The organism is Pseudomonas sp. FDAARGOS_380, from assembly GCF_002591235.1.
GTDB classification, from domain to species: Bacteria; Pseudomonadota; Gammaproteobacteria; order Pseudomonadales; family Pseudomonadaceae; genus Aquipseudomonas; species Aquipseudomonas salmasensis.
Genome location: NZ_CP023969.1, coordinates 874,480 through 892,881, shown reverse-complemented (window position 1 = coordinate 892,881; position 18,402 = coordinate 874,480). Strand labels below are relative to the sequence as shown.

The window sequence follows — 18,402 nt, the reverse complement described above, 5'->3', positions numbered from 1 at the left end:
TGGTTGCCTCGGGTATTTCTTTTGGCGAAGAGCCATCTTTCTATGGTGGTGACGGAGAAAGGAATGCAGAATTATCGTCGTTTCGGTCTAAGGGCACGGGGCCGCAGATCGACTATGTGAGGAAAAAATGATGGTTTCACTTCGCTACGCTACGAAATCAACCTCAGATAATGTTTGGGCACTTTGTGATTTGATACGTGACAATAAGTGTGATGAGATCATTCTTTTTGCTAGTGTAGGGAATGATCTTGATGATGAGGAAGCAAGGTGGGACAACAACCTTCCTCTGGTTGTCGCCTTAGCTAAATATATTATTCCTCACGTTGATAGCGTCTTGGTCATTTTTGATGGAGTGTTTCTAACCGCTGCGCGTTCCGCTCGTTATGGTGAAGTACGTGAACTGCTGGATGTAGCTATTGCGTCTGACAAGGTTTATTACTCTGGGCAGAGAGCCCCACTTACTAGCGAAATGACTCCTGACGAGGCTGTTTCAACTCTTATTAATTTAGGTTCTATCCAACCGTTGACGGTTGAGTCCAGAGCTGAATACTTTTCTTTGCTTAGTAATTTTACAGAAGACGAGTTAGTTGAAGTTTATTCGACTCGCGAGATGCGTTGATGAGATTGGACCTTTTTCCCGCTGAAAGCGGCCCTTTCGGGTAAGGCTTTTACCCTTGTGAACCATTCCATTCGCTTCTACAAAACCTTTTACCTTTTGGGCCATTTTTGTTGTGAAAGGGGGGCATCTGGTGCTGAAGGCAAAGGCCGTTTGTCTCATGATCTTGCAGCATAGAAAAATCGGTATTATAAGTAATGTCAAATCGCCCCTAGACCGGGTAAGAAGGAGACGCACCATGACCGCACAGACCTCTCAGGGAGTAGCAAGTCGCTTAGGCTATGGCCTGGGTCAGGCTGCGCGCCTCGTTTGGTGCAGTCAGAACCGTACCCTGCGTTGGGTCAAGCGTCTGGTTGTGGCTGCCGTACTCCTATATTTTTCTGCAGACATTTTCAGCGGGATTATCAGCGTTGCAGTATTTACCTTGGTTTTGGGTGGAGGGCTCTGGGCGTTGAATCACAGACCTACGCCTCGCAGAAACCAGATAGAGTATGGTCAATGCTATGGCCCCGATGGCTATGGGTACTATGTTGCTGGTCAACGTGTAGACGACGATGATTAAGGGTCTCATATCAATGATATGAGACCCTTACGTTACATAACGCTACGTTTGACAGTATTCACCCCTTCCTGACCTGCCTTTTGAACATCTTTTGTTCCGCTGGTAAGGCCTTCCAATGCTTTTCCTGCGCTCACCCCTGCCCATCCCAGCGCGCCCATCCAAAACACTGGCAGGATGATGAACATCGAGCCCATCACGAAGTTTAAGATTGCGTCCTGGGTGGCAGTGTTCAAACCCATCACAGGATCAAATGATAAATGCGGAGAACCGGCTCCATATAAAGCGTCCAATATCGTGGTATCGACCCATCTAGCCAGTTGAAACCAAAAGTCCACGAATATCAGAGCGAAAAAAACAACGGACATAGTCATGGCCACTTTTAGTTGGTAAGCCCCGACGATTAGCACCAAGGGAATGCAAATCACCATCGCCATTTTCAAGAACGCCATGACCATCGGTAGCGCCTGGCGAACCATGTCCATCGCTGGAAAATAGGCCATAGATCCTAATGCAACCCCGAGAGTCCCCGCTGCCCGGGCTGCACCATTCCACACAGTTCCGTCGATTTGTCCCCCGTAGTCCGTATAAACATCCCCTTTCACCTGGTTCGACGGCGAGACCAGTTGCCGGACAAGCGAGTCAGTGACTTCGTCCGGGGACAACCACTTTGCCCAGCCGAGCATTTTGGTCATGAGGTCCGGCGACACTTGAGCCTTGATACGGTCCCGCAGTCCCACTCCGCTATCTGACCACCATTGTTTGCAAGTTGGATAGCCCCCACCTCCACCCACTTGTGGTAAACCCACATCACGAGATGCGTTATAGGGCCATGATGCCCTTGGAGTTTTGGAGTAGTCCGTGTCGTAATAACCCGAGGTGTTCAATAAATAGTGCGAACCAATCCAGCTGAGTTCCTGCGCAAAACGAGGGTCATTCCCTTGCGCTCCCAATTCGGGTTGGCGCATGAATAATCTGGCACGGGAGGGTCCATAGCAATCGTGCGTAAAGTCGCCAATTTCCTGAGCCAATAGCGGGTTGTTGATCTTGGTGTTGCTAACTTCCATGCGTACTTGCCGTAAATCAGTCCCGCAGGGAATTGCTGCTACAGCGCCATTGGTTAATCCCTTTGATAATGCATGCATTAATGCCCACCACATGGGCATCTGGGCACTCTTTCCTGCCAGTGAGCTGAATGTTGTGTTCCAGCCTGTGTCTGTGGGTTTAGGTAAGTTGTATTGACATTGCTGAGCTCTACTCTGGTCAAATGCCAAGGTATCAAAACTCACATTGACGGCTGGTACAGCGAAGAATGCGACTACGATGTAGCCAACGTAGATATTTGTTTCGATACGTGCCAGTGAGAGAACGCCTTTGTTGCCCTCATCGGCCCCCTCACCACGGACTTTCAGCCACTCTCGAATAACGATGATGCAGAAGGGGAGGGCGAATAGACCGGTATCTGAAATCATCGCCCAGATACCATTGTTGATGATCCAACCGACCAACGTCAGGTAGTACTCTAAATAGTCATTGGTGTAGAGCGTCACAGAACACCCCCTGCCTGATACAGCACCTTGCTCAGTTCAACCATCAGAAATAATAAGATCACCATTATCTCGATCTTCAACAGGCCTTTGCGCCGTTTCGAGCGTTCTGAGTTCGATAACCGTACCTTGAATTTGAACCAGGCAACGGTCAGTGCGATATAAAGCATTAGGCGCCAGGTAAAGAGCGGCCAATAGTGGTCGGTGCGCCAGGCTTGCCATTGCTCGGCGCTGTCGAACATGTTCATCAGGACAGCGCTGAGTAGGACTACGAGGGCGGCAGTCGCGAGCAAAACACCCAGAACAAGCAGAATGCTCCTCCCGGTTCGTCGAACCAGCGAACGGTTGGGAGCGGCGACAGGCTCCTGTATTTCGGTCATGGCCTTTCTCACTGTTTGTTCTGGGCGGGTGACTGCAACTGGTCCAATCGATTCGTTTCTGGGGCTCCCGGGGACACGCCACGAGAGTCTTCTGCCCGTGCTTTGCTGCGTTCAATGATGGTCAGAGGCGAGTTCTTCGCGAGCTGCTGACGCATGTCCAGTTCCATTTTGAGGTTGCCGATCTCCTGTTGCAGCGAGGAGCTCTGCTGGCCGACTGCCTGGACGGCGAGGTCATTAGCCGCGACGTTCGGTTCCCGACTGCCTGCCATCAAGGTGCGCTGTAGGGTCAGAGCTTTCTCCAACACATCGGACAACGCGACTTCGGAGGCAAGCCGGCGAGCGAGTACGTCCTGGTCGCGCTCATCCTTGAGTGCTGCTACAACGCCTCGGGTGATGGGTAACGAGTTGCTGCTCGCTGCTTCCAGGTTTTCTAGCGACAGCGTTTTGCTTCCGCTCAGCAGTTCCTGCAGGGCCTTCAGCTTGGTGTCGTACGTTTCCTGGATCAGCGGCGTGAGGCCGACGCCTGCGGCTGTCACCGTTTTAGGGCAACTGTCACAGGTCTGCTGTTGTTGTTCACCCAGGACACGATTGGCAAAGGTGGTGGCTTCCTGGGGCGATGACCAGACATTGCACACCATGCCGTTGTTGCAGTTCGCTTTACTGATGGATGCGGTGTCGCCGGCCGCGCGCTTGTTCAGAAGGTTGTAGCCCGCCTTGGTGACGTCGCCTACGATACGAATTGGCTTCTGACCGGAACCACCTGCTCTATCACCACCAACCCAAGTGACGCCATCGTTTCCACCTTTCTTTTCGACTTGTTCCACCGCCGACACTGCGTCTGTGTTGGATGTTAGCGCCTGACTCATAGCCTGACCTTCAGCAAGCTTGCCCCAGCCCATTTGGTTACCGGCGATATCCGCCATCTTTTCGCCAATGGCGCGGCAGGTGCCTTTGGAGCGGTCGAAGTCCAGGCGGGCCTGCAAAATGCCGTTGGTGATGAGGTTGTATAGCGCCGGGTTCGCACGTTGAAGAATCAGTGCCGGCAGCGAAGCCACGGCGCTGGTGGCGCTCTGTACCACCGAGCTCATGATGTTTTTGAAGCCGGAAGTGGCACCATTCAATTGGTTTTCAAGGGTTGTGCTCAGGCTCATGTTTCCGCAGATTAGATTGGTATTCCAACCGCCTCCCACAGAAATACTATCCATGTTGCCTGCGCTCCCCATGGTGACTGCGTTGCCGCCGCCAATGCTATACAGCACGTTGTCCCCAATGACGCTTCCGGAGGAGGAGACGTTGATTGGATCAGCAGAGAGCGCTATTGCACTGCTGAGGCTGCAGGCGAGCCCTATCGCCAAGGTAGTGAGTTTCATGCTTTGCTCCGATCGCTGTTTCATTGGAAGTCCGTACTGCCGAGGAAGGTCTGTCCTCGACGCTGGCAACACGAATAAGGGCGCCAGAGTGCCCAGGCGTAGCCGCCATCCTGCGCATCGATGTTCGGATCGATGGTGGGAAAGGTTGCGCAAGTCGGGTTGAGGACTGGGGTGAGCTCTTGCCACTTACCAGTGGAGGCGTCACCTTCGCGTAGCGGCCCTGCGGGCCAGTAACCGGGGTAGGGAAGGGCGAGCATCGGCAAGTAGACATGGACCTGGCCTGGGCGGGTAACCACGTCGCCGGCACGCTGCGCAATAACTGCGCCCGTTTTGTAGTCGTCAGTCTGGTTAAGGAAGCCGCTACGCGGGTAGACGTTCCCCCAGCTGCTTGCTGAGAGCAGGCTACCGACTTCGCGCATGCCCGGAATGAGTGCTTCGGGGTATACGGATTCCGGGACGCCGTATCGCCAAGCAATGGGGTCAAGGGTGCTCAGAAAGTAAGGCACAAGCGGTAAGGTTGCGCCTTTGCATACATAGCCCGAGGCGCTGGCAAACTGACTCAACGCCGCACCACCTGGATGGCCGATGACATCGGCTTCCTTAAATTTGATGATGTTGTTCTCTGCAACGTGATTGGTAGTGCCGTCGTTGCCCGCTTGGGCCATCGGATTCGGGGTGCCAAGAGGTGACATCTCTATCCAAGGGTTCATCCCGGTATTCGCATATGCAGACACCACAGCGTCCGGTACGTAGTGACGAACCTTGGTCGAGGTTTTGACTTTGCATCCGAATGGCGTGCAGAGCAGCCAATAGCAGATGCCGACCACTTTGTACTCCAGGCAGGTTGGTGACAGGGTCGAGGCAATAATCGCTGCCGAGTTGATCGCAGCCGATGCACTGAATGACAGGCTGAAAGTGATAGCCAGCGACAAAGGCCGGATCGCAAAACGTGAGCGTCTCATCGTGACAGGCTCCGTGCTCGTTCAATCAACGCGACGGCTTTAGCTGCGTCAGGCTCGCCGTACACGACGTAGCGACGATCTACGACCACGGCTGGGAGTTTTTCGACTCGCAGGCTCCAGGCGTCTATGACGCCCTGCTGGGCTTGGGCCAACTCGTTTTGCAGATGCTTCCCTGCAGGGCTGACAAGGTAGCGTTGAATGGCCGCTTCTGCCTGGCGTGGATCGGCGGGTAGTTGGTTGGAAAGTTGTTCTTCAAGGCGCTGCTGATCATCCAGGAAGATGACGCGAGCGCCAGAAGGTGCGGATACTGGATGTGCTCGGTTTGTAATGACCCACGTCTCCGCGTGGGACGCAGTTGACAAGAACAGTAGCAGTGAAAACAGCCAGCGCCGCGTTTCGCTAATGTGGGTAAGGATCTGGAGCATGGCACCGTACCTGATATGGATTCAGGTACAGAAGACCGGATGGCTGTCTTGAGCGCAGTAAGAAATAGGAATTTGGAAGCTTTGGGTATTTGAGAGCGACGAATTCGTGTGGGTTGGATTAGAGATGGCACTTGGTCGGCTCAAATTGACGACGCAGTGAGTACGCAGTTAACTGGCTATCCACACAGCAAGAGTTCAAGCCAAGTTTATGAGGCGACCCTTCTTGGCCCCATCGCCGCCGATGGTCCACAGTACGCCAGTCGGACGAGTCTCGCCACCGCCCCACGACATAACGAAAAATCACTTCTATTGAAGCTTCGGGCGACATCAACGGCAAAATGCTCGCCCTGCCGATATCGTCAGCGGGTTTGGTCGTGCTGGAGAAAACAACCTCAAGATTCGAAGGCTTTATCTTTATCCTTGGGCAGGCAGTAGTTTGTGCTGTCCTGCTTGAGATCCTTCACGATCAAATGTTGCAAACGGAGCGCCTGCTGCACAGCTTCAATGTCATCTTCGATGACGTTAAGGATAAGATAAAAACCTATCCTCCGAGACCGTATTGCTGTTAAAGACCATCCTGCCGATTGCGTTTTCGGTGCTCTACGTAGTGCCTAATTTCCGCAGCCCATGAGGCTTTTGTGACACGTTCGTAGTCTCATTTAGCTACGCCCAAACGATTCATCCGCCTGTAGCGGTCAAAGCCGCTTTTCATAATAGGAAGATATGCATTTTTATAAAAAATCTCTAGATGCTCCAGGTGGGATACGAGTTGATTTCTGATGGTCGTATGATGCATTCAGCGTGCTCTGCCAATAAAGCTAAACTTTAAATAGTTGAACTCACGAGCTCTACGAGAGGCCTTACAGATATGTAATATTCGCGGCAGCTTCCTGAAAGGCATCACTGGTTATCCTCTAGTCAGAAGTAAGTGAGCACTAGGAGAAAATCATGAAATTATTAAAAGTTGTTTTTGCCGCTTCCATCTTGACCATGTCTTCTTTGGCCATGGCTGAAGGAGGTGGTGACCGTGTTTATGGTCGAATGATGCAAGAGAACCAGAAGGCGATGGAGCAGTACGCCTTAGAAAACGGAAAGGCGACACCTGAAGTTGTTCATTATGAATACGGAATGAACCTCGATGTCCAGAAGGTAATCAGTACCACTCAAGCCAATAAAACCTGTGGCGTAGCCCCTTCGCGCATGACCTATGAAGATTCGGCGGGCAAGCTCAACACCTTGGAATACAAGGTTATGGGTACTAACTGCCCTCACGGAAGTTAATTAGCGTTAGCCCTGACTGCGCAAGGTTGTTCGGTATGTTTTGAGCCTGCTTGCTGTTCGCTGACACAGAAGTAATTTTCAGGTCACGCTGGAGTTATCTATTGTATGAAATTATGTCTGCCGGCACGTAGGAGAAATCCTCACGTGCTGGTGGCTTTTATAATTATAAAAAATATTTCATAAAGAAACTCTGCCAAGCTAAAGCCTGGAGTGTTAAATGAACAATAAAAGCATTTATGGTCTTTCTCTCATTTCCCTTGGCATGAGCATGGGGCAAGTTGCAGTAGCTGTGGAGCAAAAGCCTGAAGGGTTCATTGAGGGGAGCACCTTTAGTATTCTCAATCGGAATCTCTATCTCAATCGTGATTATCGAAAGGGTCAATCAAGCCCCACGGGCAATGGTTACTCAGCCGAATGGGCTCATGGCATCATTGGCCGATTCGAATCAGGCTTTACTCAAGGTACCGTAGGCTTCGGCATTGATGCGTTTGCAATGGAAGGCCTCAAGCTCGATTCAGGTGATGGTCGCTCGGGAGCCCGTAGCTCAGTCGATGTCTTGCCGCACAATAGCAAAGGCCAACCTGAAGACTCCTACTCAAAAGTAGGCGGGGCCGCAAAAGTGCGTTTCCTGGATACAGTCGTCAAGGTAGGCGACGTATTTCCATCGACGCCTGTCGTTGCCTATGGGGATTCCCGACTTCTCCCGGAGAGTTTCCGGGGTGCAACGTTCACTAATACCAGCATCAAAGGCCTGACCCTTCAGGGGGGCCGGCTGCATGCGATGAGCCAACCCAATTCCAGTAGCATGCGTGACGGCTTTTCAACTTTTTACGCCGGTGTAGTAGATGCTCCATGGATCGCTTATCTAGGGGGCGATTACACGGTCAATGAACACGTAGGTGTGAGTCTTTACACCAGCCAATTCAAGGATGTGTGGAACCAATACTACGCGGGCACCACATTGAGCTATCCACTCTCAGAAAGCGTATCGCTAATTGGCGGCTTTAATTACTACCGAGCGGTTGATGAGGGTGAAAAACTTCTGGGAAGCTTCGATAACAAGATCTGGAGCGGCAAGACCGGGGTCAAATTCGGAGCGCACGCCGTGACCGTTGGTTACCAGCGCAATAATGGTAACGACGACTTTGACTACCTTCGCCAGTCCGACTCAATTTTTTTGGATAACTCCATTCAGTACAGCGATTTCAACTCACCGAAAGAGCAATCCTTGCAGCTGCGCTACGATCTAGATATGCAGGCTTTCGGCATCCCCGGTCTGAGCTTCATGACCCGCTACGCTAAGGGTTGGGATGCGGACTATTCCAACGCAAACAGCGTGTACATGCGTCGCGGAGCGGACGGTGCCCCATTGCAGGACCAAAAGCGTTGGGAGCGAGACATCGAGGCTAAGTATGTCATCCAGTCAGGCTCACTGAAGGACATGTCTTTACGTGTCCGCCAAGCAACGACACGAGCTACCGATTTCGAATCTGATTTGGACGAGGTCAGACTGATTGTTGAATATCCACTGCAACTCCTTTAACGGGCATTAGCCATCGGCATCAACTGTCCGGTATCCCCGATACACCCCGTCTCCTTGTTTCTCCTTTGGTTTGGAGACGGCTTAGGCGCCCTAGTGGCGCCTTTTTTTGTGGATTGAAGAAACTGTTGGTATATCCATCCCGGCGGCAAGCGTCCCTGGGGTTGTATGGCTGATTGGAACGTGTGAACATACTCTCAATATAGGTAGGGGGGGTATGGTATGGGTCATATGAGATCAAGCAAAGACAATCTTCTTAAGCGTGTAAAGCGAATCGCTGGGCAAGTCCAGGCGATTGAGCGAGCACTCGACTCTGATGATGACTGCTCGAAAACCCTGCTTTTGGTCGCTTCTGCCCGTGGCGCTATCAATGGGCTGATGGATGAAATTATCGAAGACCACGCTCGTGAACACGTTGCGAATCCGACACTCAGCAACGAAGAAAGAGCGAAAGGCGTCGATGAGCTTCTCGAAGCCATTCGCCGCTATTCCAAATAGGATTTGCCCAGATGAGTAATTCGTACACCGACTATTCCCACGACCATATGTTCCTGGGGAAATCACATGAAGAAAACGCCAAGCGAACCTTGTGGGTAGTGGCTCTGACCGTCGTAATGATGGTTGCTGAAATCACCGCAGGTTATCTCACTGGCTCAATGGCGTTGCTTGCTGATGGATTTCACATGGCAACACACGCTGGAGCACTTGGCATAGCCGCAGCTGCTTACGGTTACGCAAAAAGACATGCCTCAAATGCTCGCTACAGTTTTGGAACTGGCAAGGTTGGAGACTTGGGTGGCTTCGCATCTGCTCTGATTTTGGGACTGGTCTCTTTGGGAATTGCCGGAGAGTCGCTATTTCGTCTCTTTCAACCGACTCAAGTGCAATTCGGGACAGCGACTCTTATCGCAATTGTCGGATTAGCAGTGAATGTGGTGAGCGCGCTTTTGCTGTCTGGCGGTCATAATCATCACCATGGGCATGACCACGGCCAAGATGAATCTCACCATGCACATGGTCATGACAATAATCTGCGCTCTGCTTATATTCACGTCATTGCAGATGCACTGACTTCGGTTCTGGCCATCGCAGCACTGCTTGCTGGTCGTTACCTTGGTTGGGTCTGGCTCGACCCTGCAATGGGGATTGTGGGTGCAGTTGTCATCGCACGCTGGGCTTGGTCGTTGATGCGGGTGACTGCGAGTGTATTGCTAGACCAGACAGATGATCATGTCGCTGAAGAGATTCGTGAACTGGTTGAGCGACAGGGAGATGCTTCGATCATAGATCTTCATGTCTGGCAGGTAGGGCCGCAAGCCCGCGCCGCTATTGTGAGTGTTCTAGGCAGCCCAGCAGTGAATGCACAAAACATACGAGAACGGCTTGCGACAGTTCATGAGATCACTCATCTGACAGTTGAGTACCGCACGAAGCCGGGCGCTGTTTCACCCGATCAGGTCGCCGTTCAGGCTTAGCAATGAGCCCGTAGTTCGCATAAGTTCGCCGAGGAATTGACCAATGGCCAAGGACATCGAGAATCCGTGTACTTCTGTCTGCCAGTTGAACAGCGAACTGTGCGTCAGCTGCGGTCGCACCAAGGAAGACATCAGAAAATGGAAACGAATGAAGCGTCCAGAAAAAATGGCCGCTGTACAACGCGCGACCCTGCGTCTGAAAAGCCTGCAAAAAAAGAACTCTCAAACCACTGTAATTTAACTTTTCTACGCTTTCAGCCGAGACAGATGTCCAGATTCGGAAAGGCAAGCTGAGTGGCAACGCCACCCGAACTTAGCACTATCGTGGTCAGATGCGCAGTGCTTGTCAGCAGACGGAGCATGGCGTCATCTCAAATTGTTATTGAGGACAGCGGTACGGGGTTATCCGATTCGGCGCAGGCGCGCCTTTACAGCTTGTTGCTGATCGTCCTTTGCGTATTGCTTGAGAATGAAATCAACATAGCATGTCCCGCTGCATGGCCATGAGCTGGGACCATGCTGTGGCCGAATGGATGAGGTGGGATTAGTTTGCGGGGTATTCAGCAATGACCTGATCTACGCCGGCTTTGGTCAGGCCGATTATTTGGTAGGTCTCATGTACTCCGTCGACTTCCATTCCTGGAGAACCTGCTGGCATTCCAGGAGCAGCGATCCCGAGAAGGTCGTCACGCTTACTCATCGCAATTATTTGCTCAACTGGCACATGACCTTCAACAAACTTCCCGTTGATCATCGCAGTGTGACAAGACGAGAGTCGTGGAGCGACACCTAGATCTTGTTTGACAGCACTCATGTTGGTTTCTACATGATCAATGACGGTGAAGCCATTGGCCTCAAGATGCTGAATCCATTTTTTGCAGCATCCGCAGTTTGCATCTCGATGCACATCGATGGTCAGGGCCTGCGCCGCTTGAGCCGTTGAGCCGATGAACAGCGCAGCGAATGTTGCAATACGCAGAAATCGACTTGAAAGTCGGAAGCTACCTGTCATGAATATTTCCTTTTCCCTTGGAGACGGCGAGATGTTCTACGAAGCAATAGAACCCCACTCAAGCGTTCATGCCGCTGCAAAGGTTACATTGAAGGATCTACTTTAGAGTCGGGGAGCCAACTCCCCGATCATTTGAATTCGTAGGGCTAGTGCTCAAATCGCTCAGAACCACATCCGAATACCAGCTACAAACCGGGCCTCGTTTGTCTTTTCCCCTTCATCGCTGGCTAGGTCAGCCGTCTTACCATATGAGCGATTCCAGCTAACACCAATGTAGGGTGCGAATTGACGAGTAATTTCGTAGCGCAACCGCAGGCCTAGTTCGGTGTTGGCCAATCCAGATCCTATGCCGCGCTGAGGATCATTTTTCCCGTACAAGTTTACTTCGGCGGTCGGCTGCAAGATCAGGCGATTGGTCAACAGGATGTCGTAATCGCCTTCAAACCGAGCTGCGGTTTGACCGTTCTCACCAATATAAGCAGTCGCTTCAGCTTCAAAGTTATAGAGGGCCATGCCCTGAATACCGAGCGCTCCCCATGTTTGAGGTGACCCAGGTTTGAAGTCTTGTCGAATGCCGGTGACGACATCCCACCAAGGACCGATGGCGTGTCCCCACAGAGCCTGAAGTTCAGCGTTCTCGGTTACGCCATTGGTACGTTCGCCTTCCGAACGCAACCATAGGCGATCGACGTCACCGCCGATCCACCCTTTTGCATCCCAAGCCAGCGCACTACCGTTGTCAGCGTCTTGGTACTCAAATTTATCCAGGAGGATGAACGAGTTAATTTTTTTATCGTGCACACCATGGCCTGGTAAGTCTGGAAAAGCGGCGGCCCGGTCAGCGTCGGTAAGTACGGGGATTGGGGTTCGGCTTGTGGTAGTCGCCCCTCCATCCATGCTTTCCATACCGTCCATTTGCCCGTTATCGCTGTGATCCATAGCCCCCATCTTGCTATGGTCCATGGCTCCCATTGAGCCGTGGTCCATCTTGGAGTGATCCATCGCGGCATCTTTCGGTTTGGCGGGTTTGGATTTTTGTGCAGTTGAAGACTTTGCGTCCGCACTTGATGGCATCGCCATCGACGGATCCATCTCTTCAGCGGCTTGAGCCATGAAAAAGAATGCTGGACCGGTAGAGACTGCAAGTGCCATCAGCGTTGGGCGTAAAAACTTACTGGTCATGATCTCAATCTGCCTTTTTGGTTTTTTGGTCATGATCCATCGACTCATGGCTCATCTGGCTATGGTCCATCGCCCCGTGATCTAGCTTCGAATCGTTTGCCGTTGCTGGCTTGTCCGTTGCTGTAACAGGAACAGTGGTTGAATGGTCGCTGCCATTTTCCTCTGCCAGCACCGTGGACGAGAGTCCACCCAGCAGGACAGCGGCAAAGAGGCAACCCACGAGGGAATTACGATTTCGGTATGTGCTCACAGATCGTCTCCTTTACTCATCAACCCGTACTTCACGGAACATGCCCATTTCCATATGGAAAAGCAGGTGACAGTGATATGCCCAACGGCCTAAGGCATCAGCGGTGACTCGATAGCTGCGTTTGGTACCTGGTGGCATATCGATCGTGTGCTTGCGCACCATGAACTTGCCGTTCTCGTCCTCAAGGTCACTCCACATGCCGTGAAGGTGGATGGGGTGTGTCATCATGGTGTCGTTCACCAAGGTGATGCGCAGACGCTCGCCATACTTCAGGCGCAGCGGTTCGGCGTCAGAGAATTTGATGCCGTTGAACGACCACGAAAACTTCTCCATGTGACCGGTCAAATGAAGCTCGATGGTACGATTTGGCTCGCGGCCGTCAGGGTCTTGGAAAGTGCTTTTCAAGTCGGAGTAAGTGAGCACTCGACGACCATTGTTCCGCAAGCCTATGCCCGGATCACTTAGCTTTGGCGTTGGATTCATGGCTTGCATATCAACCAGGGGATTGTTGGTTTCAGAGGCAGGGTGTGTCTGCATTTCTCCACCCATACCACCCATGCCAGCCATCCCTGACATATCACCATTGCCCATCCCAGCCATCTTGCTGTGATCCATGCCCGCCATGTTAGTCATGTCACCGCTGTCCATGCCGGTCATCCCGGTCATGTCACTTTGGTCCATACCGGTCATCTTGCTGTGGTCCATGCCCGCCATGCCCGCCATGCCGGACATGTCACCTGGTGTCTTCTCTGCGCCGCCCATACCAGCCATGCTGCCATGGTCCATACCAGCCATACCGCCCATCCCCATGTCATCCATAGTGACGATTGGACGTGGATCTATAGCAGGTACCTGAGCAACTAGCCCTTCACGAAGAGCGAGGGTTCCGCGTGCATAACCCGTCCGATCCATAGACTGGGCGAAGATGGTGTAAGCCTCTTCACTGGCAGGCTCTACGATCACGTCATACGTTTCAGCTACGGCGATGCGGAATTCGTCAACACTCACTGGGTTGACGTGTTGGCCGTCGGCGGCCACAACGGTCATTTTCAAACCAGGAATGCGGACGTCGAAATAGCTCATCGCCGAGCCGTTGATAAAGCGTAGTCGTAGCTTCTCACCCGGCTTGAAAATACCGGTCCAGTTACCGTTTGGCGCCTGGCCATTCATGAGATAGGTGTAAGTATCTGCGCTGACGTCTCCAAGGTCGGTTGGGCTCATGTTCATTTCAGCCCACATCTTCCTGTCAGCTACTGTAGCTGACCAACCTTGCTTACTGACATCGTCGATAAAATCACCAACGGTGCGTTTATGGTGGTTGTAGTAGCCCGACTGTTTCTTAAGCTTGGCCATGACGCGACTAGGATCTTCATCGGTCCAATCAGTCAACATCACCACATAGTCGCGGTTGTATTGAAAAGGTTCAGGCTCTTTCGAGTCGATAACGATTGGCCCGTAAACCCCTGCCTGCTCCTGTAAGCCCGAGTGGCTGTGGTACCAGTACGTACCATTCTGATGAACCTTGAACTTGTACTCGTACATGCCGTCGGGTGCGATGCCATGGAAACTCAAGCCAGGTACACCGTCCATATTGGCCGGCAGAATGATCCCGTGCCAATGGATTGAGGTGTCTTGGTCCAGGCGGTTTTTTACACGCAGGGTGACTGTCTCTCCTTCGCGCCAACGCAGCAAAGGTCCTGGCAATGATCCATTGATGGTCATGGCTGTTCGCGGCGAGCCGGTAATGTTTACAGGTGTTTCACCAATAAACAGATCAAATTCATTGCCGGTGAGTACGCTCGGCAGACCTGGACTTGTCACCGCCCATACTGGAGTGCGCCAAAGGCCAAAGCCGCCGAGAATGCCACCAGCGGCCAAGCCTTTTACGAATGTCCGTCTAGAGGTTTTGGAATGCATGCCGTTTATTTCCAATCAGTCAAAAGGGAAGCCGTGCGAAACAACCGATCATGAGTTGCCCGGATCAGCTTTGCCCACCGTCACAAAAGACAAACTCTTACGGCAAGCGAGCTCAGAAATTGCCACATTTAAACCACCGCAGTGATTACATTTCTGTCAGCTTGGAGGGCTAGCTATTTAGCAATTCTTGTGATCCATCGCCTTGGCTTTGCTTTCAGCGACGGGATGTTGGGCATTTTGCGTTTGAGCTACTCGGTACGATTCCATCGAATTATTCCTGGCCACTTCCATGCGTGCGAAAGTCCGGTCACCACCCCCTTCAGCCATAGCCAAAGAAGAGACGGTCAGAGCCGCGATGACGAACAAGGTTTTGATAGGGTTCATTTGGGGGGCCTCGGATGATTATTGGTGACCCCTGAATCCACATCAGTCGTTGACTCTAGGGGGTGAGCTTGAGGCTCAATAGGACTATAAGACTCATCCCCTGTCAGGAAGCTTAGGCCAATATTACAGTTGTGTCAGGTTGCGATATTTCTCTTGAGATGCAGAGTGATTAGTCCGTAAGGTCTAAGCTATCCAACGACACATAACCTCCATCCACCATCTAAAATTTACCTGTGCGGCGTTGTAAGTTTCCGGTCACTGCACGATGGCGTGGCGTTTTTTGAGTTTTTCGCTGAAATCATACATCGGCTCGGACGCACTACGTTAAGCACTTGAGTGTTCGATAGGTGGGAATTAAATGGCAGCGTAACTAAAGGTGGCCACCGGTGAGTATTAATTTTGACAAAGCGCTTGGCTCCGCAGAAAGAGCATTACGTTTTCGCAGCCAACGAGCTGAGGTACTTAGCAATAATATCGCTAATGCCGACACTCCTAACTTTAAGGCCAGGGACTTGGACTTTTCTGCTGTACTGGCTAGCCAAACAAAAGGAGGTTTGGCTACTCCGTTCTCTTTAAAAACAACAAACCCAAAACATATTGCCGTAAACGAATTAGTAAGTGATATTCACGGCGGTGCTTTGCTTTACAGTACGCCGAACCAACCTTCCATTGATCAAAATACTGTGGATCAACAGGTCGAGGTCGCAAAGTATACGGAAAATGAAATTCATTTCGAAACCGCCTTTACTAGATTAAATGGAGCATTTAAGGGGCTACTTAAAGCTCTGCGAGGTGAATAATAAACTTTACCCAGCGAGGGAATCAGCGCCTCAGGCGCTGATTTGGGAAGGGAAACCGAGTGCTTCGACAGTTTTACGGACTTGCTCTGGGTTTTCACTGCTTTCAACGCTTACCTTACCTGCTGCGCGATCCACGGAAATCATAGCCTCGCTGTCCAGTGACTGAATTGCTTTGGTGATTTTGCTGACGCAGCTACCGCAACCAATGCCTGATACGTTTAAGACGAACATGGTTATTCCTCTTGTGCTGAGCAGTCTATTTTCACCGCAACAACAAGATCAACGTTGACACCACGGTAAGGTCAAGAGTTATGTATAGCGGGCTGTGAGCATCGGTTACGCTCATTCAATTCGGGTATTCCTCAGCCTCAAAGCATTGAAAACTACAGACGCAGAACTGACGCTCATGGCTAACGCAGCAATCATTGGAGACAGAAGGTGCCCCGTCAGTGGATAGAGCAGGCCTGCGGCGAGGGGAATACCCATTGAGTTGTAAAGGAAGGCGAACCCCAAGTTTTGCCGCATGTTTTTTACCGTTGCAACCGAAAGTGCCCGTGCCCGTAAAATCCCCATCAGGTCGCCTTTTACCAGCGTGAGCTGCGCGCTATTCATCGCGACGTCAGTCCCTGTACCCATGGCAATGCCCACATCTGCTCGCGCCAAGGCCGGTGCGTCGTTGATACCGTCGCCGGCCATGGCAACCTTTCGACCGGATTGCTGGAGGTCCGCCACCAGGCGCTCCTTGTCCTGAGGTTTCACTTCACCATGAACCTCTTCAATACCCATCTCCTTGGCGACAGCACGTGCGGTGGTGAGCCCGTCTCCCGTGGCCATGATGATTTTTACGTTATCAGCCTTAAGCTTGGTGACTGCTTCTTTAGAGGTCGGTTTTATCGGGTCTGAGACCGCTAGTAATCCTGCCAAGACCCCGTCAACTGCTAGATAGATGATGCTGATGCCTTCAAGGCGCAACAACTCTGCACGTTCTTGTAAGACCTTTGTGCTCACGCCGGCAGCTTCCATCAGTGCAGTGTTGCCCAGCTGTACTTTCTTGCCATCAACGAGACCACTCACCCCAATCCCTGAGCCGGACTCAAACGATTCAGGCTTGGTGAGCGCAATATTTTCAGTTCGGGCGTGATCGACGATGGCGTGTGCCAAAGGATGTTCGCTGCCTTGATCAAGGCTAGCGGCCAGTTGAAGCACATCGCGTGGGTTGAAATCTGGTGTGGCCTCCACACTGTGAAATACCGGCCGTCCCTCTGTCAGGGTTCCCGTTTTATCGACAATCAGTGTGTCGATCTTGCAAAGGTTTTCGATGGCACTGGCATCTCTGAACAGCACACCCATACTGGCGGCTTTACCCGTCGAAACCATGATCGACATGGGCGTTGCCAGACCCAGAGCACAGGGACAAGCGATGATAAGCACGGCGACAGCGTTGATCAGGCCGAAGACCCAGCTGGGTTCCGGGCCGAACAGTCCCCAACCTATGAGGGTCAGCAACGCAATCGCGATAACCGCCATCACAAAGTAGCCGGCGATCGAGTCGGCCATTCGTTGCATGGGCGCTTTGGAGCGTTGGGCTAGTGCGACCATTTGTACTATCTGCGACAGCATGGTGTCAGCGCCGACCTTTCGCGCCTCCATCACCAAGCTTCCATGAGTATTAAGCGTGGCACCGATCAGACTATCCCCTGCTCTTTTCATGACCGGCACAGGTTCACCAGTGAGCATGGATTCATCCACCGCACTTTCTCCCTCGAGTACAGAGCCATCAACTGGCACTTTTTCACCAGGTCTGACCCGCAAATGGTCTCCCAAGTGAACATGGGTAAGAGGAATGTCTTCCTCCTGACCATCGGCGTTGATCCTGCGTGCAGTCTTGGGAGATAGGCCAAGAAGGGACTTAATGGCGGCGGAGGTTTGTGACCGTGCTTTGAGCTCAAGAATCTGCCCAAGCAAGGTGAGCGAGATGATGACCGCAGCGGCTTCGAAGTAGACGCCGATGCGTCCATCTTGCATGAAGGTGGTGGGAAAACTTTGGGGAAATAGGGTTGCCGCGACGCTGTAAAGATAGGCTGCGGCAGTACCTAAACCAATCAGAGTCCACATGTTTGGACTGCGATTTCTAACGGATGCTATGCCTCTTACAAAAAAGGGCCAACCTGCCCATAAGGTGACCGGAGTGGCAAGAGCGAACTCGATCCAGTTTTGAACCGAACCATGGAAGATTTGTAATGAGTGACCCGCCATGGCTAGAAGGGCCACCATTACGGTTAAAGGCAGCGACCACCAAAAGCGGCGGGTGAAATCCAGGAGCTCGGGTTTGTCATCGTCATCAAGCGCGGGCATGACGGGCTCTAATGTCATGCCACATTTAGGGCAATTGCCGGGCCCTGGCTGTCTTATTTCCGGGTGCATAGGACAGGTAAACTCAGTGGCTACCTGTAGCGTGGGCTCTATAGCGGCGCTGCTGGGTTCAGCGCTGGGATGATTACCAATGTAGCGTTCTGGATCTGCCCGAAATTTCTCTTGGCATTTCTGGCTACAAAATTGATACGTCTGTCCTTGGTAAGACTCGCCAAATTTACTTGGAGGTATAACCGCCATACCGCACACCGGGTCGCGTAGACCACCGTCATTGGGTGAGGCAGCGTGGGCGGGACCGTGATCGTGGTGGCTCGGTGGAGTGGGCATAG

The 18,402-nt window shown here is 52.1% G+C and carries 20 protein-coding genes; 8 read left to right on the top strand and 12 right to left on the bottom strand.

What is annotated here, in order from left to right; translation table 11 throughout:
- Positions 1-130 precede the first annotated feature (130 nt).
- Positions 131-619, top strand: coding sequence for a hypothetical protein (locus tag CRN80_RS04330; protein WP_019821334.1), 489 nt, complete (start codon positions 131-133; stop codon positions 617-619).
- 235 nt (positions 620-854) lie between these two features.
- Positions 855-1,178, top strand: a complete 324-nt coding sequence (locus CRN80_RS04325; protein WP_008432855.1) for a hypothetical protein — start codon at positions 855-857, stop codon at positions 1,176-1,178.
- A 32-nt stretch (positions 1,179-1,210) separates the two neighbouring features.
- Here CRN80_RS04325 and CRN80_RS04320 read toward each other — a convergent pair whose 3' ends face one another.
- From CRN80_RS04320 to CRN80_RS04300, 5 genes are read right to left on the bottom strand one after another with little or no spacing between them, the layout of a single operon-like run.
- The gene (locus tag CRN80_RS04320; RefSeq protein WP_008432856.1) at positions 1,211-2,725 is read right to left on the bottom strand and encodes a conjugal transfer protein TraG N-terminal domain-containing protein; all 1,515 of its coding nucleotides are present in this window, start codon (positions 2,723-2,725) and stop codon (positions 1,211-1,213) included.
- The gene (locus CRN80_RS04315; protein WP_008432858.1) at positions 2,722-3,102 is read right to left on the bottom strand and encodes a hypothetical protein; all 381 of its coding nucleotides are present in this window, start codon (positions 3,100-3,102) and stop codon (positions 2,722-2,724) included. The genes CRN80_RS04320 and CRN80_RS04315 overlap by 4 nt, the downstream gene beginning before the upstream one ends.
- Before the next feature lie 8 nt (positions 3,103-3,110).
- Complete coding sequence (locus tag CRN80_RS04310; RefSeq protein WP_024073345.1) at positions 3,111-4,472, bottom strand: integrating conjugative element protein; 1,362 nt, start codon at positions 4,470-4,472, stop codon at positions 3,111-3,113.
- Positions 4,473-4,492: 20 nt separating this feature from the next.
- Positions 4,493-5,434, bottom strand: a complete 942-nt coding sequence (locus CRN80_RS04305; protein ID WP_008432863.1) for a TIGR03756 family integrating conjugative element protein — start codon at positions 5,432-5,434, stop codon at positions 4,493-4,495.
- Positions 5,431-5,859: a TIGR03757 family integrating conjugative element protein gene (locus tag CRN80_RS04300; protein WP_008432865.1), complete on the bottom strand. Its 429-nt coding sequence runs from the start codon at positions 5,857-5,859 to the stop codon at positions 5,431-5,433. The genes CRN80_RS04305 and CRN80_RS04300 overlap by 4 nt, the downstream gene beginning before the upstream one ends.
- Before the next feature lie 948 nt (positions 5,860-6,807).
- Between CRN80_RS04300 and CRN80_RS04290 the strand changes: the two genes are divergently transcribed.
- The 5 genes from CRN80_RS04290 (at position 6,808) to CRN80_RS04270 (ending at position 10,396) form a co-directional block, all read left to right on the top strand.
- Positions 6,808-7,140 carry a DUF2790 domain-containing protein gene (locus CRN80_RS04290; RefSeq protein WP_008432869.1) on the top strand — a complete coding sequence of 111 codons (333 nt, stop codon included), beginning with the start codon at positions 6,808-6,810 and terminating at the stop codon, positions 7,138-7,140.
- 217 nt (positions 7,141-7,357) lie between these two features.
- Entirely contained in the window at positions 7,358-8,683 is a 1,326-nt protein-coding gene (locus CRN80_RS04285; protein ID WP_008432871.1) for an OprD family porin, read from the top strand.
- A 219-nt stretch (positions 8,684-8,902) separates the two neighbouring features.
- A complete protein-coding gene (locus CRN80_RS04280) occupies positions 8,903-9,178 on the top strand; it encodes a metal/formaldehyde-sensitive transcriptional repressor (RefSeq protein WP_024073346.1) in 276 nt (91 codons plus the stop codon).
- 11 nt (positions 9,179-9,189) lie between these two features.
- Positions 9,190-10,155, top strand: a complete 966-nt coding sequence (dmeF, locus tag CRN80_RS04275; RefSeq protein WP_008437453.1) for a CDF family Co(II)/Ni(II) efflux transporter DmeF — start codon at positions 9,190-9,192, stop codon at positions 10,153-10,155.
- Between the two features lie 43 nt (positions 10,156-10,198).
- Complete coding sequence (locus CRN80_RS04270; RefSeq protein ID WP_008437450.1) at positions 10,199-10,396, top strand: DUF1289 domain-containing protein; 198 nt, start codon at positions 10,199-10,201, stop codon at positions 10,394-10,396.
- Positions 10,397-10,699: 303 nt separating this feature from the next.
- Here CRN80_RS04270 and CRN80_RS04265 read toward each other — a convergent pair whose 3' ends face one another.
- The 5 genes from CRN80_RS04265 to CRN80_RS04250 all read right to left on the bottom strand — a co-directional run bounded on the left by CRN80_RS04265 (position 10,700) and on the right by CRN80_RS04250 (position 14,900).
- On the bottom strand, positions 10,700-11,167 hold the full coding sequence (locus CRN80_RS04265; protein WP_008437448.1) for a DUF411 domain-containing protein: 468 nt from the start codon (positions 11,165-11,167) through the stop codon (positions 10,700-10,702).
- Positions 11,168-11,329: 162 nt separating this feature from the next.
- On the bottom strand, positions 11,330-12,382 hold the full coding sequence (locus CRN80_RS04260; RefSeq protein WP_008437443.1) for a copper resistance protein B: 1,053 nt from the start codon (positions 12,380-12,382) through the stop codon (positions 11,330-11,332).
- On the bottom strand, positions 12,354-12,599 hold the full coding sequence (locus CRN80_RS30420; protein ID WP_024073347.1) for a hypothetical protein: 246 nt from the start codon (positions 12,597-12,599) through the stop codon (positions 12,354-12,356). Before CRN80_RS30420 ends, CRN80_RS04260 begins: the two co-directional genes overlap by 29 nt.
- 12 nt (positions 12,600-12,611) lie before the next feature.
- A complete protein-coding gene (locus CRN80_RS04255) occupies positions 12,612-14,516 on the bottom strand; it encodes a copper resistance system multicopper oxidase (protein ID WP_008437439.1) in 1,905 nt (634 codons plus the stop codon).
- 177 nt (positions 14,517-14,693) lie between these two features.
- Positions 14,694-14,900, bottom strand: a complete 207-nt coding sequence (locus tag CRN80_RS04250; protein ID WP_019821302.1) for a co-regulatory protein PtrA N-terminal domain-containing protein — start codon at positions 14,898-14,900, stop codon at positions 14,694-14,696.
- Between the two features lie 386 nt (positions 14,901-15,286).
- On the opposite strand from CRN80_RS04250, the gene flgB reads away from it, so the two are divergent.
- A complete protein-coding gene (gene flgB, locus CRN80_RS04245) occupies positions 15,287-15,700 on the top strand; it encodes a flagellar basal body rod protein FlgB (protein ID WP_008437437.1) in 414 nt (137 codons plus the stop codon).
- 30 nt (positions 15,701-15,730) lie between these two features.
- On the opposite strand, the gene CRN80_RS04240 is transcribed toward flgB, so the two are convergent.
- On the bottom strand, positions 15,731-15,931 hold the full coding sequence (locus CRN80_RS04240; protein ID WP_008437435.1) for a heavy-metal-associated domain-containing protein: 201 nt from the start codon (positions 15,929-15,931) through the stop codon (positions 15,731-15,733).
- 111 nt (positions 15,932-16,042) lie between these two features.
- Complete coding sequence (locus CRN80_RS04235; protein ID WP_024073349.1) at positions 16,043-18,400, bottom strand: heavy metal translocating P-type ATPase; 2,358 nt, start codon at positions 18,398-18,400, stop codon at positions 16,043-16,045.
- Positions 18,401-18,402 lie beyond the last annotated feature (2 nt).

What these genes read in the sequence shown, in the direction of transcription:
- CRN80_RS04315 (WP_008432858.1), bottom strand. Translation starts at nt 3,102, where the DNA reads ATGACCGAAATACAGGAGCCTGTCGCCGCTCCCAACCGTTCGCTGGTT.
- CRN80_RS04255 (WP_008437439.1), bottom strand. Translation starts at nt 14,516, where the DNA reads ATGCATTCCAAAACCTCTAGACGGACATTCGTAAAAGGCTTGGCCGCT.
- CRN80_RS04280 (WP_024073346.1), top strand. Translation starts at nt 8,903, where the DNA reads ATGGGTCATATGAGATCAAGCAAAGACAATCTTCTTAAGCGTGTAAAG.
- CRN80_RS04270 (WP_008437450.1), top strand. Translation starts at nt 10,199, where the DNA reads ATGGCCAAGGACATCGAGAATCCGTGTACTTCTGTCTGCCAGTTGAAC.
- CRN80_RS04330 (WP_019821334.1), top strand. Translation starts at nt 131, where the DNA reads ATGGTTTCACTTCGCTACGCTACGAAATCAACCTCAGATAATGTTTGG.
- CRN80_RS04325 (WP_008432855.1), top strand. Translation starts at nt 855, where the DNA reads ATGACCGCACAGACCTCTCAGGGAGTAGCAAGTCGCTTAGGCTATGGC.
- CRN80_RS04250 (WP_019821302.1), bottom strand. Translation starts at nt 14,900, where the DNA reads ATGAACCCTATCAAAACCTTGTTCGTCATCGCGGCTCTGACCGTCTCT.
- dmeF (WP_008437453.1), top strand. Translation starts at nt 9,190, where the DNA reads ATGAGTAATTCGTACACCGACTATTCCCACGACCATATGTTCCTGGGG.
- CRN80_RS04300 (WP_008432865.1), bottom strand. Translation starts at nt 5,859, where the DNA reads ATGCTCCAGATCCTTACCCACATTAGCGAAACGCGGCGCTGGCTGTTT.
- CRN80_RS04235 (WP_024073349.1), bottom strand. Translation starts at nt 18,400, where the DNA reads ATGCCCACTCCACCGAGCCACCACGATCACGGTCCCGCCCACGCTGCC.
- CRN80_RS04285 (WP_008432871.1), top strand. Translation starts at nt 7,358, where the DNA reads ATGAACAATAAAAGCATTTATGGTCTTTCTCTCATTTCCCTTGGCATG.
- CRN80_RS04305 (WP_008432863.1), bottom strand. Translation starts at nt 5,434, where the DNA reads ATGAGACGCTCACGTTTTGCGATCCGGCCTTTGTCGCTGGCTATCACT.
- CRN80_RS04240 (WP_008437435.1), bottom strand. Translation starts at nt 15,931, where the DNA reads ATGTTCGTCTTAAACGTATCAGGCATTGGTTGCGGTAGCTGCGTCAGC.
- CRN80_RS04310 (WP_024073345.1), bottom strand. Translation starts at nt 4,472, where the DNA reads ATGAAACTCACTACCTTGGCGATAGGGCTCGCCTGCAGCCTCAGCAGT.
- CRN80_RS04260 (WP_008437443.1), bottom strand. Translation starts at nt 12,382, where the DNA reads ATGACCAAAAAACCAAAAAGGCAGATTGAGATCATGACCAGTAAGTTT.
- CRN80_RS04265 (WP_008437448.1), bottom strand. Translation starts at nt 11,167, where the DNA reads ATGACAGGTAGCTTCCGACTTTCAAGTCGATTTCTGCGTATTGCAACA.
- CRN80_RS04290 (WP_008432869.1), top strand. Translation starts at nt 6,808, where the DNA reads ATGAAATTATTAAAAGTTGTTTTTGCCGCTTCCATCTTGACCATGTCT.